Source organism: Rhodococcus sp. 11-3 (assembly GCF_023704055.1).
GTDB lineage: Bacteria > Actinomycetota > Actinomycetes > Mycobacteriales > Mycobacteriaceae > Rhodococcus > Rhodococcus aetherivorans.
Map to the genome: position 1 here is coordinate 2347668 of NZ_CP080406.1, position 14871 is coordinate 2362538.

The 14871-nt window shown below is 71.4% G+C and carries 13 protein-coding genes; 9 read left to right on the top strand and 4 right to left on the bottom strand.

What is annotated here, in order from left to right:
• Positions 1-95: 95 nt before the first annotated feature.
• From KZJ41_RS11265 to KZJ41_RS11295, 7 genes are all read left to right on the top strand, one after another.
• Complete coding sequence (locus KZJ41_RS11265) at positions 96-2900, top strand: DEAD/DEAH box helicase (RefSeq protein ID WP_198163299.1); 2805 nt, start codon at positions 96-98, stop codon at positions 2898-2900.
• On the top strand, positions 2897-3655 hold the full coding sequence (locus KZJ41_RS11270; RefSeq protein WP_251550783.1) for an SWIM zinc finger family protein: 759 nt from the start codon (positions 2897-2899) through the stop codon (positions 3653-3655). The genes KZJ41_RS11265 and KZJ41_RS11270 overlap by 4 nt, the downstream gene beginning before the upstream one ends.
• A gap of 189 nt (positions 3656-3844) precedes the next feature.
• Positions 3845-5350 (top strand): CoA-acylating methylmalonate-semialdehyde dehydrogenase, encoded by a 1506-nt coding sequence (locus KZJ41_RS11275; protein ID WP_006940176.1) that lies wholly within the window; start codon positions 3845-3847, stop codon positions 5348-5350.
• Between the two features lie 12 nt (positions 5351-5362).
• Complete coding sequence (locus KZJ41_RS11280; RefSeq protein WP_029542900.1) at positions 5363-6517, top strand: isobutyryl-CoA dehydrogenase; 1155 nt, start codon at positions 5363-5365, stop codon at positions 6515-6517.
• Positions 6514-7575, top strand: coding sequence for an enoyl-CoA hydratase/isomerase family protein (locus tag KZJ41_RS11285; RefSeq protein WP_006940178.1), 1062 nt, complete (start codon positions 6514-6516; stop codon positions 7573-7575). Before KZJ41_RS11280 ends, KZJ41_RS11285 begins: the two co-directional genes overlap by 4 nt.
• 1 nt (position 7576) lies before the next feature.
• A complete protein-coding gene (gene mmsB / locus KZJ41_RS11290) occupies positions 7577-8485 on the top strand; it encodes a 3-hydroxyisobutyrate dehydrogenase (protein WP_006940179.1) in 909 nt (302 codons plus the stop codon).
• The gene (locus tag KZJ41_RS11295; protein ID WP_006940180.1) at positions 8482-9258 is read left to right on the top strand and encodes an enoyl-CoA hydratase; all 777 of its coding nucleotides are present in this window, start codon (positions 8482-8484) and stop codon (positions 9256-9258) included. Before mmsB ends, KZJ41_RS11295 begins: the two co-directional genes overlap by 4 nt.
• Positions 9259-9312: 54 nt before the next feature.
• Here KZJ41_RS11295 and KZJ41_RS11300 read toward each other — a convergent pair whose 3' ends face one another.
• Positions 9313-9840: a MarR family winged helix-turn-helix transcriptional regulator gene (locus tag KZJ41_RS11300; RefSeq protein WP_006940181.1), complete on the bottom strand. Its 528-nt coding sequence runs from the start codon at positions 9838-9840 to the stop codon at positions 9313-9315.
• A 189-nt stretch (positions 9841-10029) separates the two neighbouring features.
• Between KZJ41_RS11300 and KZJ41_RS11305 the strand changes: the two genes are divergently transcribed.
• Positions 10030-10575: a protein-tyrosine-phosphatase gene (locus tag KZJ41_RS11305; RefSeq protein WP_006940182.1), complete on the top strand. Its 546-nt coding sequence runs from the start codon at positions 10030-10032 to the stop codon at positions 10573-10575.
• Here KZJ41_RS11305 and KZJ41_RS11310 read toward each other — a convergent pair.
• The 3 genes from KZJ41_RS11310 to KZJ41_RS11320 all read right to left on the bottom strand — a co-directional run bounded on the left by KZJ41_RS11310 (position 10560) and on the right by KZJ41_RS11320 (position 13736).
• Positions 10560-11708: a sulfotransferase gene (locus KZJ41_RS11310; RefSeq protein WP_006940183.1), complete on the bottom strand. Its 1149-nt coding sequence runs from the start codon at positions 11706-11708 to the stop codon at positions 10560-10562. The genes KZJ41_RS11305 and KZJ41_RS11310 overlap by 16 nt on opposite strands.
• Positions 11709-11769: 61 nt before the next feature.
• Positions 11770-12573 (bottom strand): SDR family oxidoreductase, encoded by an 804-nt coding sequence (locus KZJ41_RS11315; protein WP_006940184.1) that lies wholly within the window; start codon positions 12571-12573, stop codon positions 11770-11772.
• The gene (locus KZJ41_RS11320) at positions 12570-13736 is read right to left on the bottom strand and encodes a hypothetical protein (protein ID WP_065922709.1); all 1167 of its coding nucleotides are present in this window, start codon (positions 13734-13736) and stop codon (positions 12570-12572) included. The genes KZJ41_RS11315 and KZJ41_RS11320 overlap by 4 nt, the downstream gene beginning before the upstream one ends.
• 83 nt (positions 13737-13819) lie before the next feature.
• On the opposite strand from KZJ41_RS11320, the gene KZJ41_RS11325 reads away from it, so the two are divergent.
• Positions 13820-14734, top strand: coding sequence for an IclR family transcriptional regulator (locus KZJ41_RS11325; RefSeq protein ID WP_029542911.1), 915 nt, complete (start codon positions 13820-13822; stop codon positions 14732-14734).
• The last annotated feature ends 137 nt before the right edge of the window (positions 14735-14871 follow it).

The following is a 14871-nucleotide window of genomic DNA, read 5'->3' on the forward strand; positions in this document are numbered from 1 at the left end:
GCACGACCGTCCCGCGCGGGCCCACCCGCCACGACGGCGGGCGTGCGCCCCAGCCCGTCACGACGGTGTCGGTCGCGGCTGGCACCATGGTGGGCATGCTGCACGGGCTGTGGTCACCGGGAGCGGGCCTGATGCTGTGGCGCGACGGCGACGACCCGCCCGACGACACACCCGCTGTACTGCGACGATGGATCGACCGGCCGTTCCGGCACCGCGTCGAGCTGCGTCTGCCCGGCGACGACGCTCCGCGGCGGATCCCCGCGGTGGCGGTCGCGCCGCCCGACGCCGCGGAGCTGCTGCTGGCGCTGCCGCGGCACGCCGAGGGGGTGGCCGGGGACCTGCGCTACCTCGCCCACGTCGCCCGCGGCATCGAGCGCTGGGCGCAGGCCGGGCGGGTGGCCCCGGAACTGCACCGCGCCGACGGGCAGTGGTGGGCCCGGTGGCGCCTGCTCGGCGGCGACCGGATCCGGGCCTGGACGGCCGAGCTGTCCGCCGCGATGCCGCCGGTGCAGCGGCAGGCCGGCCGGCCCGCGGCGCTCCTCGACGACCTCGCCACCGAGCTCACCGATCCGATCACCCGGGCGTTGATCGGCAACGTGGGTACCTCGCTGCATCCGCTGATCGCCGCCCTGGCCGAGGGGCAGCCGCACCACAGCGGCTCCCAGCGCATGGCCGAGGCGCTGGACGAATGGCGGGCCTCGCTCGCCGGAAACGAGCCCGACCTGGTGCTGCGGCTCGTCGAACCGGACGACGAGGAGGACGGCATCGGCGCCGACACGCTGTGGCGGCTCGAGGTGTGCCTGCGGTCGGAGGGGCAGGCGCCGGTGCCGGTGCCGGTGGACGGCTCCGACGCGCAGCTGCTGCAGATCGGGATCCGCAAGCTCGGCGCCGCCCTGAAGGCGTATCCGCGGCTGCAGGACGTGCCGCGCGACCCGGACAGCCTGGACCTGCTGCTGCCGACGGGGGTCGTGACCGACCTCGTGGAGCACGGTGGCCGTGCGCTGGGTGAGGCCGGCGTCGCGTTGCTGCTGCCGCGCGCGTGGGCGCGGCTCGAGCCGTCGCTGCGGCTGCAGGTGTCCTCGCCGGTCGCACCCGTCGCCGCCGAGGACGACACCGTCGGCATGAACGCGCTCGTCTCGTTCGAGTGGCAGCTTGCCGTGGGCGACATGCTGCTCACCCCCGCCGAGATGGAACGGCTGATCGCGGCCAACAGCGACCTGGTCAAGCTGCGCGGCAAGTGGGTGCAGGCCGATCCGATCGCGCTCGCGCGGGCCGCCCGCTACGTCGCCGGCCAGGGCGCGACGGACGCGACGCTGGCGACGTTGTTCGGCCGGTTCACCGGCGACGAGCCGCCCCCGGTGGAGGTCACCGACGTCGCCGCTACCGGCTGGGTGGCGACCCTGCTCGACGGGCAGGTCCGGCCCGAACCGGTGCCGCCCCCACCCGGCCTGCACGCGACCTTGCGTCCGTACCAGCAGCGCGGCCTGGAGTGGCTGGCGTTCATGAGCGGCCTCGGGCTGGGCGCGGTGCTGGCCGACGACATGGGCCTCGGCAAGACCGTGCAGGTGCTCGCGCTGCTCGCCCACGAACGGGCGGGCGGCGACGACGTGCCCCCGACGTTGCTGGTGTGCCCGATGTCGGTGGTGGGCAACTGGCAGCGCGAGGCCCAGCGGTTCGTCCCGGGCCTGCGCGTGCACGTCCACCACGGCCCGGCGCGGTTGCGCGACGCCGCGCTGGCCGCGGCGGTCGCCGACAGCGACCTGGTGATCACGACGTACGCGCTCGTCGCGCGTGACGTGGCGCCGTTGAGGTCGCTGCGCTGGGGCCGGGTGGTGCTCGACGAGGCCCAGCACGTGAAGAACGCCGCGACCGCGCAGTCCCGCGCGACGCGGGCGATCCCCGCGCGGCACCGCGTCGCGCTCACCGGCACCCCCGTGGAGAACCGGCTCGAGGAACTGCGATCGATCCTCGACTTCGCCAATCCCCGCCTGCTGGGTTCGCCGTCGACGTTCCGGGCCCGGTTCGCCGTCCCGATCGAGCGGGAGCGCGACGCGGCCGCCGCCGCGCGGCTGCGGGCGTTGACGTCGCCGTTCGTGCTTCGCCGCGTCAAGACCGATCCGTCGGTGATCTCGGACCTGCCGGAGAAGTTCGAGCAGACGGTGCGGGCCAACCTGACCGCCGAGCAGGCGGCGCTGTACCGGGCGGTGGTCGACGAGATGATGCGGCAGATCCGGGACAAGGAGGGCATGGCCCGCAAGGGCGCGGTGCTCGCCGCGCTGACCCGGCTCAAGCAGGTGTGCAATCACCCCGCGCACTACCTGGGCGACGGCTCCGGGGTGCTGCGGCGGGGCCGGCACCGTTCGGGCAAGCTCGGGCTGGTGGAGGACATCGTCGAGTCGATCCTCGCCGACGGCGAGAAGGCGCTGCTGTTCACCCAGTTCCGGGAATTCGGTGAGCTGATCGCCCCGTATCTCGCCGAGCGGTTCGACACCACGGTGCCGTTTCTGCACGGCGGGGTGTCCAAGGGCCGGCGCGACGCGATGGTCGCCGCGTTCCAGGGCGACGGCGGCCCGCCGATGATGCTGCTCTCGCTCAAGGCCGGCGGCACGGGCCTGAACCTGACGGCCGCGAATCACGTGGTGCACCTGGATCGTTGGTGGAATCCGGCGGTGGAGAACCAGGCCACCGACCGGGCGTTCCGCATCGGCCAGCGCCGCGACGTGCAGGTCCGCAAGCTCGTGTGCGTCGGCACGCTGGAGGAACGGATCGACGAAATGATCGCGGGGAAACAGGAATTGGCGGAGCTTGCGGTGGGAGCGGGCGAGAACTGGATCACCGAGCTGTCCACCGAGCAGCTGCACTCGCTGCTGTCCCTGGGCGACGAGGCGGTGGGCGAGTGAGCCCGGCCGGCGGGTTCGACCGTTACGGCAAGCGCCGGCGGGTCGTCGGCGGCATCGAGGCGCGGACGAAGCGCGGGTCGATCGGACGCACCTGGTGGTCGAAGGAGCTGGTCTCGGCGATGGAGCAGGTCGCCGACAAGGGCCGGCTGGCGCGGGGCCGGACCTACGCCCGGTCGGGACAGGTGGTCTCGATGCGGCTCGAGCCCGGCGTGGCGGTGGGGGAGGTGCAGGGCAGTCAGCTGCGCCCGTTCACCTCGACGGTCTCGATCCGCACGCTCGACGAGGAGGCGGTCACGGAGCTGATCGACCGGGTGCGGTCGGCTCCGGGCATGCTGGTCCGGCTCGCGGGCGGTGCGCTGCCGGAGGAACTGGGTCCGCTGCTGCTGCCGCGGCGCGCCGGTGAACTGGACTTCGACTGCACGTGCCCGGACGACGGGTGGCCGTGCAAACACGCGGCGGCGGTCGGGTACCTGCTGGCCGAGCACATCGACGAGCAGCCGCTGGCGGTGCTCACCCTGCGCGGGGTCGACCTGAACGCATTGATCGGCGGGGTGGACGCCGCCGAGACCGACGACGAGGACTTCTACGGGGACGCGATCCGGTTGCCGGATCTGCCGGCCGAGCCGTACCGGCCCGCGCTGGACGATCTCGATCCGATGCTGTTGCGGCGGGTCCTGCGGGCCGGCGGCACCGACGAGTCGGTGGTCATCCGCGGTGCCGCCGACCTGGAAGAGATGTACCGGCGGCTGCGATAGGCCGCTCCTCGGCCGGTGCGTCCTTTGGGCGGCTGGAGCGACCCAAAGGACGCACCGGCGGCGCAGCCACCTATGGACATACATGGACTTCCAACTATAGGATGAGCACACATTGCCGGGGGTGTCGTCCGCTGCCCCCGATCATCCCACCGAAACACGAGAATTCGACCAGTTAGGACGGATCCGGACATGAGCGTTCGAGAACTCACCCACTTCGTCGGGGGCAAGCACATCCCCGGTGCCTCCGACCGGTTCGCCGACGTCTTCGACCCCAACACCGGCGAGGTGCAGGCCCGGGTTCCGCTCGCCGACGTCGCCGAGGCAGAGGCCGCCATCGCGAACGCCGTCGAGGCTCAGAAGGAATGGGCCGCGTTCAACCCGCAGAAGCGCGCCCGCGTGCTGATGAAGTTCCTGCAGCTCGTGCAGGACGACATGGACAACCTCGCGCGGCTGCTGTCCTCCGAGCACGGCAAGACCGTCGCCGACGCCAAGGGCGACATCCAGCGCGGCCTCGAGGTGATCGAGTTCGCCACCGGCATCCCGCACCTGCTCAAGGGCGAGTTCACCGACTCCGCCGGCACCGGCATCGACGTCTACTCGATGCGCCAGCCGCTCGGCGTCGTCGCCGGCATCACCCCGTTCAACTTCCCCGCGATGATCCCGCTGTGGAAGGCCGGACCGGCCATCGCGTGCGGAAACGCGTTTGTGCTCAAGCCTTCCGAGCGCGACCCGTCGGTGCCGCTGCGCCTGGCGGAGCTGTTCATCGAGGCCGGGCTGCCCGCCGGCGTGTTCAACGTCGTCAACGGCGACAAGACCGTCGTCGACGTGCTGCTGACCGACGAGCGCGTCAAGGCCGTCGGCTTCGTCGGCTCCACGCCGATCGCCCAGTACATCTACGAGACCGCCGCCGCCCACGGCAAGCGCGCCCAGTGCTTCGGCGGCGCCAAGAACCACGCGATCGTCATGCCCGACGCCGACATGGACCAGGTGGCCGACGCCCTCGTCGGCGCCGGCTACGGCTCCGCCGGTGAGCGCTGCATGGCCATCTCCGTCGCGGTGCCCGTCGGCGAGGAGGCCGCCGAGGCTCTCGTCGCCAAGCTGAAGGAACGCGTCGCCGAGCTGAAGGTCGGCCGCAGCGACGACCCGAACGCCGACTTCGGCCCGCTCGTCACCGCCGAGGCTCGCCAGCGGGTGCACGACTACATCCAGTCCGGCATCGACGAGGGCGCCGAGCTCGTCGTCGACGGGCGCGACTTCGTGCTCGAGGGCCACGAGAACGGCTTCTTCTCCGGCGCCACCCTGTTCGACAACGTCACCGCGGAGATGAAGATCTACCGCGAGGAGATCTTCGGTCCCGTCGTGATCGTCGTCCGCGCGCACGACTACGAGGAGGCCCTGCGGCTGCCCTCGGAGCACGAGTACGGCAACGGCGTGGCCATCTTCACCCGCGACGGCGACACCGCCCGCGACTTCACCAACCGCGTCAACGTCGGCATGGTCGGCGTGAACGTGCCGATCCCGGTGCCGATCGCGTACCACACCTTCGGCGGCTGGAAGCGGTCCGGCTTCGGCGATCTCAACCAGCACGGCCCGGACTCGATCCGCTTCTACACCAAGACCAAGACCGTCACGCAGCGCTGGTTCTCCGGCCTGAAGGAGAACGCCGACCACTTCGTCATCCCGACGATGGACTAGGACGAGATACCGATGTTCACCCTCACCGACGACGACCGGGCGATCCGCGACACCGCCCGCGACTTCGCCGCCGAGTTCCTCGCCCCGAACGCGGTCGAATGGGACCAGACCAAGCACTTCCCGGTCGACGTCCTGCGCAAGGCCGCGGCCCTCGGGATGGGCGGCATCTACGTCCGCGAGGACGTCGGCGGGTCGGGCCTGCGTCGCCTCGACTCCGTCCGGATCTTCGAGGAACTCGCCAAGGGCTGCCCGTCCATCGCCGCCTACATCTCCATCCACAACATGGTCACGTGGATGATCGACCGGTTCGGCAACGACGAGCAGCGCCGCCGTTGGGTCCCCGGGCTCTGCTCGATGGACCAGCTCGCGAGTTACTGCCTGACCGAGCCCGGCGCCGGCTCCGACGCGGCGGCCCTGAGCACCAGGGCCGTCCGCGACGGCGACGAGTACGTCCTCACCGGCGCCAAGCAGTTCATCTCCGGCGCCGGCACGTCGGACGTGTACGTGGTGATGGCGCGCACCGGCGAGCCCGGCCCGCGCGGCATCTCCGCGATCATCGTCCCGAAGGACACCCCCGGGCTGTCCTTCGGCGCCAACGAGAAGAAGATGGGCTGGAACGCCCAGCCCACCCGGCAGGTGATCTTCGACGGTGCCCGGGTGCCCGCCGAGAACCTGCTCGGCGAGGAGGGCAGCGGTTTCCGCATCGCCATGCACGGGCTCAACGGAGGCCGGCTCAACATCGCCGCGTGCTCGGTCGGCGGCGCTCAGGCCGCGCTCGACAAGACCGTCGGCTACCTCGCCGAACGCAAGGCGTTCGGCGAGCGGCTGCTCGACTCGCAGGCCCTGCAGTTCCGGCTCGCCGACATGCGCACCGGCATCGAGGCCTCCCGCACCCTGCTGTGGCGCGCGGCCGACGCGCTGGACCGGAATGCCGACGACGTGGTCGAGCTGTGCGCCATGGCGAAGCGATTCGCCACCGATGCCTGCTTCGACGCCGCCAACGACGCGCTGCAACTGCACGGCGGCTACGGCTATCTTGCCGAGTACGGGCTCGAGAAGATCGTGCGGGATCTGCGGGTGCATCAGATCCTCGAAGGAACCAACGAGATCATGCGGGTGGTCGTCGCGCGCAGCGTGGTGGCCGCGGCGCAGAACGGAGCAAAATGACCGAGACGGAAGGCGTCCTCGTCCGGGTCTCCGGCGGCATCGGCCGGATCACCCTGAACCGGCCCAAGGCCATCAACGCCCTGAACTACGACATGGTGAAGGTGACGGCCGCCGCGCTCGGCGAGTGGGCCGGGGACGACTCGGTCCGTGCGGTCGTCGTGGACGGGGCGGGGGAGCGCGGCCTGTGCGCCGGCGGTGACATCGTCTCGATCTACCACGACGCCCGCGACGGGGGCACCGGCTCGCAGGACTTCTGGCGCGACGAGTACATCCTCAACGCCGCCATCGGCCGCTACCCGAAGCCGTACGTGGCGCTCATGGACGGCATCGTCATGGGCGGCGGCGTCGGGATCGCCGCCCACGGCAACGTCCGCGTCGTCACCGAACGCTCCACGATCGCGATGCCCGAGGTGGGCATCGGCTTCGTCCCCGACGTGGGCGGCACCTGGCTGCTCTCGCGCGCACCGGGCGAGCTCGGCACCCACCTCGCCCTGACCACCGGCCGGATGACGGCCGGCGACGCCATCGCCCTCGGTTTCGCCGACCACTTCGTGCCGTCCGAGGCGCTCGACAAGTTCGTCGCCGCCCTCGAATCCGGCACGGTCGACGAGGCGCTCGCCGAATTCGCCCAGCCGGCCCCGGAGTCGCCGCTGCTCGCGCAGCGCTCCTGGATCGACGCCGCCTACTCGGCGCCGACCGTCGAGGAGATCGTCGCCCGACTGCAGGACGCCGAGGAGCCCGAGGCCCGCGCAGCCGCCGAGCAGATCCTCGGCAAGTCGCCCGTCGCGCTGAAGGTGACCCTGCGATCGGTGCGCCACGCCCGCGAACTCGGCAGCCTCGAAGAGGTGCTGAACGAGGAGTACCGGGTGTCCCTGGCGTCGTTGCGCTCGCACGACCTCGTCGAGGGCATCCGCGCGCAGGTGGTCGACAAGGACCGCAACCCGGCGTGGTCGCCGGCGACCCTCGCCGACGTCACCGACGCGGACGTCGACGCGTACTTCCAGCCACTCGGCGAGCTCGAACTCGGGCTCGTCGCACCCGAGAAGGAAACCGCCTGACATGAGCACACTGCCGAACGTCGCCTTCCTCGGTCTCGGCCACATGGGCGGGCCGATGGCCGCGAACCTCGTCAAGGCCGGCTACCCGGTCACCGGTTTCGACCCGGTGCCGGCGGCCCAGGAACAGGGCCGCGCCGACGGCCTCACGATCTCCGAGTCCGCGACCGACGCGGTCCGCGACGCCGACGTCGTGATCACGATGCTGCCCAACGGCGCCCTCGTGCTGAAGCTGTACGACGAGGTCCTGCCGGCCGCCCGGCCGAACACGCTGTTCGTCGACAGCTCCACCATCGACGTCGCCGACGCGCGCGCCGCCCACGAGAAGGCCGTGCAGGCCGGGCACCGCGCCATCGACGCGCCCGTCTCCGGCGGCGTGGCCGGTGCGGCCGCCGGCACCCTCGCCTTCATGGTCGGCGGGTCGGAGGAGGACTTCGAAGCCGCAAAGCCGCTGCTCGAGGTGATGGGTCGCAAGGTCGTGCACTGCGGCGGGTCCGGCGTCGGCCAGGCCGCCAAGATCTGCAACAACATGATCCTCGGCGTGTCGATGATCGCCATCAGCGAGGCCTTCGTGCTCGGCGAGAAGCTCGGACTGACCAACCAGGCCCTCTTCGACGTCGCGTCCAACGCCTCCGGCCAGTGCTGGGCGCTGACCAGCAACTGCCCGGTGCCCGGGCCGGTGCCCACCACCCCCGCCAACAACGACTACCAGCCCGGGTTCGCCGCCGCGCTCATGGACAAGGACCTCGGTCTGGCCGCGAACGCGTTGCGCGCCAACGGCGTCGACGCCGAGCTGGGGCTGCGGGCCGCGGAGATCTACCACCGCTTCAACGAGTCGGGTGGCGGCGGACTGGACTTCTCGGCCATCATCACCGAGATCCGCAACCGCTCGACAGAACAGGAAACCCAGTGACGGACTTCGAGACGATCCTGCTCGACCGCAAGGACCGCGTCGGCATCATCACGCTGAACCGGCCCAAGGCGCTCAACGCCCTCAACAGCCAACTGATGCGTGAGGTGGTGGCGGCCGTCGAGGAGCTCGAGGCGGATGCCGGTATCGGCGCCATCCTGCTCACCGGCTCCGAGAAGGCGTTCGCCGCGGGCGCGGACATCAAGGAGATGGCGCCGAAGACGTTCTCCGAGGTGTACGCGGAAGACCTGTTCTCGCAGTGGGATCGGCTCTCCTCGGCCCGCAAGCCGATCATTGCCGCCGTCTCCGGGTACGCCCTCGGCGGCGGCTGCGAACTGGCCATGCTGTGCGACTTCATCATCGCCGCGGACACCGCCAAGTTCGGCCAGCCCGAGATCAAGCTCGGCGTCATCCCCGGCATCGGCGGCTCGCAGCGGCTCACCCGCGCCGTGGGCAAGGCCAAGGCGATGGACATGTGCCTGACCGGCCGGAACATGGACGCCGAGGAGGCCGAGCGCGCGGGCCTGGTGTCGCGCATCGTGCCGGCCGCGGACCTGTTCGACGTGGCGCTCGAGGCCGCGACCACGGTGGCGTCGATGTCGCTGCCCGTCGCGATGATGGCCAAGGAAGCGGTCAACCGGTCCTTCGAGACCACCCTCGCCGAGGGCGTGAAGTTCGAGCGGCGGGTATTCCACTCGACGTTCGCCACCGCCGACCAGAAGGAAGGCATGGCCGCGTTCGTCGAGAAGCGCGCGCCGGAGTTCAAGCACGCCTGATCGTCGTCCTCGACCGGGGCCGTTCCGCATCCTGCGGGACGGCCCCGATCCGTGTCACCACCTGGTGGGATCGCCTCCGGTGTCGAAGTCGCCGGCGTCGCGGCGCAGGCCGGCCAGGATCCGCAGCAGCGTCTCGAGCTGGTCGTCGGGCACGCCGGGCCGGGCGAACACCTCGGCGTTGAGCTTCTCGGTGGTCTCGACGGCCAGCGCCCGCCCCTCGTCGGTCAGTTCGACCAGTGTGGCGCGACGGTCGCTCGGGTGCGGGGTGCGGCGCACGAGCCCCGCGGTCTCGAGCCGGTCCACGGCATTGGTGACGCTGGTGGGGTGGACCTGCAGCCGGGCGCTGGCCTTCGCCATGGGCAGCGCCCCGGTCCTGGTGAAGTGCAGCAGGGTCAGCAGTTCGTACCGGGCGAACGTGAGCCCGAACGGTTTGAGAACCTCCTCGACCCGCGCCATCATGATCTGCTGCGCGCGCATCACGGAGGTCACCGCGGCCATGCCGTCCGCGACCTCACCCCAGCCGTGGGCCGTCCACTGGCGGTGGGCCTCGGCGATCGGATCGAGCGGTAGGGGTGCGGGCATACGTCGATCATCCCATGTCGCACGGTCTGGACGTGACGTGGACACGGCTTCCGGACCCCGCCGGGGCGGCCCGCGAACCGGCCGCCGTGAGTGAACGACACGCGGCGCGCGTGCGAACGGCACGTGAACATCGCACGGCGCCGAAAATCGCGTCCCCTCCGCCCGATTCGCGGCGGCTAGAGTGCGCGCGTGCACATCCTGTTCGTCTGCAGCGGCAACGTCTGCCGGTCCGTGATCGCGGAGCGGCTGACGCGGGCCTACGCGTGCGAATCGGGGTGGGCCGACCTGACCGCCGAGAGCGCGGGCACGCGGGCCCTCGTCGGGTATCCCGTCGAACCCCGCGCGGCCGCGGTCATCGCCGGTCTCGGCGCCGACGCGAGCGACTTCCGCGCCCGCCGGGTGACCGCGACGATGGTCGAGGGCGCCGACCTGGTCCTGACCATGAGCGAGGAGCAGCGCGACCGGGTCGCCGGCCTGACCGCCGGCGCCGCGGCGAAGTCGTTCACCCTGACCGAGGCGCACCGCATCGCGACCGTCACCGGTGCGGAGACGATCGCCCGGCTCGACGCCTGCCGGGATCCCAGCGGCGCGGCCCGCACCCCGAACATCCCCGACCCGATCGGCCTGTCCGAGCAGGCGTTCGTCGAGACCGGAGATCTCATCGCCGCCGCGCTGTTCCCGCTGCTCGACGTCCTCGCCGCCGCGGCGGTCGCCGCGGGTCAGCGACAGGCGTAGTCCGGGAACCGCTCGTCCACCTCGGCGTCGCTCAGACCGAAATCCTCGAGCCGGTAGCGGTGCGCCGGCCGGCGATCCCCGCTGCGGCTCTCGGCGTGCAGCGCGGCCATCGCCTGTTCGGCGCCGGCGGTGAGCGGGATGCCGAACCGGTCGTAGATCGCGCCGACCGTGCCGAGGGGATCGGCGACGAAGTCGCGGTAGTCCACGTCGACGAACCGATCCGGGTGGTGCCGGCTCCGTGCCGCGGTGAACGTGTCGAGCCCGCGCGCCCACAGGTCGAGCTGGCTGCGCCCGAGGCTCGCGCCCCGGAAGGTGTGCGACCAGCCGTCGGTGGCGTGCGCGGCCAGGCTGCACACCGACGGGATCACGGTGCGCGGGTCGCGGTGGGTGACGACGATCAGCGCGTCGGGGTAGACGGTGAGCAGTTCGTCGAGTGCGAACAGGTGGCTCGGGTTCTTCAGGACCCAGCGCTTGCCGGCGTCGGGCAGCCCGATCAGCTGCAGGTTCCGGCGGTGCCGGGCGTACGCTCCGGTCCAGTCCTGCCGCGCGAGCCAGCGCGAGTAGGTGGGCAGGTGCGCGAGGCATTCGTAGGACACCGATCGGAAGGACTGCCGCAGCAGCTGCCAGCACTCCTCGACCTCGCCGGCGGACATGTAGTGCACACCCATGAACTCCGGGTGCTCGACGTGGTGCTGCGCGAACCCGGCCTCGATGGCCGCGAACGCCGGGTTCCCGGCCCACGTCTCGCGCGGCGGCCGTGGCTGCGGCAGCTCGGTCAGCCACATCTCGAGTCCCTGGTGGCCGGGGTCGGCGGTGAGCAGGCGGTGCAGCGCGGTGGTGCCGGTGCGGGGGAGGCCGGTGACGAAGATCGGCCGTTCGATCGCGACGTCGGCGTGCTCGGGGTGCGCGCGCCAGGCCGATTCGCTCAGCAGCCGCGCGACGAGGGCGCCGCGCAGGAACACCCGCGACATCTTGCTGCCGAGCGGGGTGAGGTGTTCGTCGCGCGCATACGAGTCGAGGAGGACGCCGAGGGCCCCGGTGTAGTCGTCGTCGCCGAAGTCGGTCAGGCCGGTCAGCCGCGTCGCGGAGGCGTGCAGGTCCTCGACGGTGCCGACGCTGGTGCGTTCACTCATGTATCTCCCTTCCCTGTGCGCGATTCTGGTAGTGCCGGCTACCGAAAACGCGCACGGCTGGTCAGTGGTGGTATTCGCCGCAGTTCACGTCCAGGCACTGGCCGGTGACGGCCCGCGCCAGCGGGGAGGCGAGGAAGATCACGGCGTCGGCCACCTCCTCGGTGGTGGGCAGGCGTTTGAGGTCGGTGCCCGCCGCGGTGTGCTGGTAGATCTGTTCGACGGTGGTGCCGTACTTCTCTGCCTGGTGCTCGAAGTACGCCTTCAGGTTTTCTCCCCAGATATAGCCGGGAGCAACGGAATTGACTCGGATTCCGTGAGGGCCGAGCTCGGTGGCGAGGGACTGTGACAGCGCGAGCAGGGCCGACTTGGCCAGCTTGTAGCTGCCGTAGCGCTCCTGCGAGTGTCGCAGCACCATCGAATTGATGTTCACCACCGAGCCCTTCGTCTCGGTCAGGGCGTCGGTGAACAGTTGGGTCAGGCGCAGCGCGCCGAGGACTGTGAGTTCCACGCTGTCGCGGATGTGCTGGAAGTCGGTGCGTGCCAACGGTTTCATCGACGGAACCGAGAAAGCGTTGTTGACCAGGGTGTCGACCCGGCCGAACTCGCGGAGGGCCGTCTCGACCAGCCGGGACGCGGAGCCGGTGTCGGTGATGTCGGTCGGGACGGACAGGGCGCGCCGGCCCAGGGCGGTGATCTCGGCCGCGACGTCGTCGAGGCGGGCGGCGGTGCGGGCGGCGAGCACGACGTCGGCGCCGTGCTCGGCGCACCGCACCGCAAGGGTGCGGCCGAGTCCGGGCCCGACGCCGCTGACCACGACGGTCTGTCCGGCGAGCAGGGGGCTCGGGGTGGTGGTCACGGCGCTCACCCGAGCATCCGGTCGGCGATCGCGGTCTGGCGAGCGGCGATCCGCGCGGACCACTGCTGGGGCGTGACCCGGTTGTGGTCGAGGAACGGCAGTGCCGCGGCCAGGTCGTCGAACGGGACCACCCGGGCCGTCGGGCCGTCCGCGGTCGTGAGGTCGCGGGAGAGGCGCTGCCAGCGAAACTGCAGGAACCCGCGGCTGCGGCCCAGGGTCTCGACCCAGTTGGCGACGCCGGGATTGCGGGCGGAGACGACCATGCGGATCATCCCGTCCGGATCGACCTGGGCCTGTGTGTTGTTCAGCGACGTCTGGTGGTGGATGTAGTCGAGCGAGATATACCAGAGGCTGCCCAGCTGGAAGCCCTGGTAGGGCGCGTCGGAGGCGGGGACGGTGAGGATCATCGCCTCGTCGTCGCGCAGGTCGAAGTGCCCGACGGACGAGTACTGGGTGGCCAGGCCGCCGGGCGTCGGCCGCGGTTCGGTGACCGTGTTGACCGGAAGGTCGAGGTAGAACCACTGCGGGAACTGCAGCCACGTCCGCACCCGGGACACGAGCGCGCGCCCGGCCCGCCGGTAGCGAGCGGCGGCGTCGTCCTGCGTCGGCTCGGGTGGCGGTGTGCCGAGCGCGTCGACCCGGTCGATGCGCAGGGTGCCGCGCCGCTGGGACCAGTCGCTGTAGACCTCCCGGACGACGAGCTGGGACGAGCCGGGGGCGAGGGTGAAGTAGTTGTTCCCGGGGTCGGCAGGGCCGGGACCGAACCGGGCCTCGAAGGTGCCGTCGTCGGCGATGCGCAGCTCGCGGTCGTCGAACGCGGTGACGTTGCCGGGCACCTCGGCGTCGGTGTAGTTGCCGGCGAGCACCTGGAAGCTCAGGTCGCAGGTGGTGCCGCGGCGGCCGGTGACGACGTACTCGGCGTCGTCGCGGATGCGCGCCCCGAAGTAGAGGGTGTCGGGGTTGTCGAGACCCATCTTCGTGTAGGGCCCGGTGCCGGTGACGAACGTGGGGTGGGGGCTCTCGGCCGCCCACGCCGAGTGGACGCAGGCGGTGATCCCGCCGGCGAGGTAGCGGTACCCCTCGACCAGGTCCTGCTCGGTGCGGATGTGCGGCGCCGTCGCGACGAGCTTCTCGGCCTCGGCGATGGCGGATGTGAGCGGATCGGTGAGCACACGATCTCCTTGCGGTTCAAATATGTACCGGTGCGGTAGGCTCTCGGTGCAGCGACGATAGAACGTGTTCCAAGGAGGCGTCAATGACCGAGGCCGCCGCGACGTCGTCCGCTCGGCGTTCGCCGCCGACCGAGCGGGTCGTGCAGGTCCTGGACCACCTGGTCGCGCACCCGGAGACCCGGTTCGGGCTCTCCGAGCTGGCGCGCCGGCTGGGCATGAGCAAGCCGACGTGCCTGGGGATCCTGACCGCCCTGACCGAGGCCGGCTACCTGATGCGCCATCCCGCCGACAGGACGTACGGCCTCGGTCCCGCGCTGATCGTCGCGGGCCGCGCCGCGCAGCGCGGCTTCGCCGTCGGTCCCGTCACCCACCGGCACCTGGCCGCGCTCGGCGCCGAGTTCGGTGCCACCTGCGCCGCGTCGGCGGTGGTGGGCGACCGCATCGCGGTCCTCGACGTCGCCGGGGCCGATCCGGACGGTGCCGGGGCGCGGGTGGGAGAGGTCTATCCGTTCGCGCCGCCGGTGGGCCTGATGTACGTGCTGTGGGACTCCGACGAGCGGCTCGAGCAGTGGCTCGCGCGCGAGCCGACGCTTCCGGTGCGGCTGGACCGGGACCGCCTGCGGGACGTGGTCGACGAGTGCCGCACCGCGGGATATCTGGTCGAGTCGCTCACCGCGGGCGGGCGGCGGTTGCACGCGCTCATGGCGGGCGTCGCGGCGCACGACCTGCCGTCCGAGCTGCGCGAACTGCTGGGGGAGATGGTGTCCAGCCTGGGGGAGCGGGTGCTGCTGACCGGGGCGGAACCGGCCGACGCCGAGCATCCGGTGAACCTGCTCGCCGCCCCCGCTTACGACGCGGACGGGCGGCAGTCGGTGGTGCTCACGCTCCACGTGGGCGCGACCCTGGCCAACCGGGAGATCGCCCGGCGCGGGGCGGCCCTCGTGGCCACCGCCGAGGCCGTCACGCGCGAGCTCGGCGGGCGTCGCCCGGCCCGGTGACGGCCGGGTGTTGCGGCCCCTGGGGACCGAGCGAATGGATCATGCCGTCGGTCTGATCGAGTGGGCGATACATTCGCTCGCACCCCGCGAGGCGTTGACCCGGAACTGAAACTCGTTCTATTGTTCGGGGCGAAACC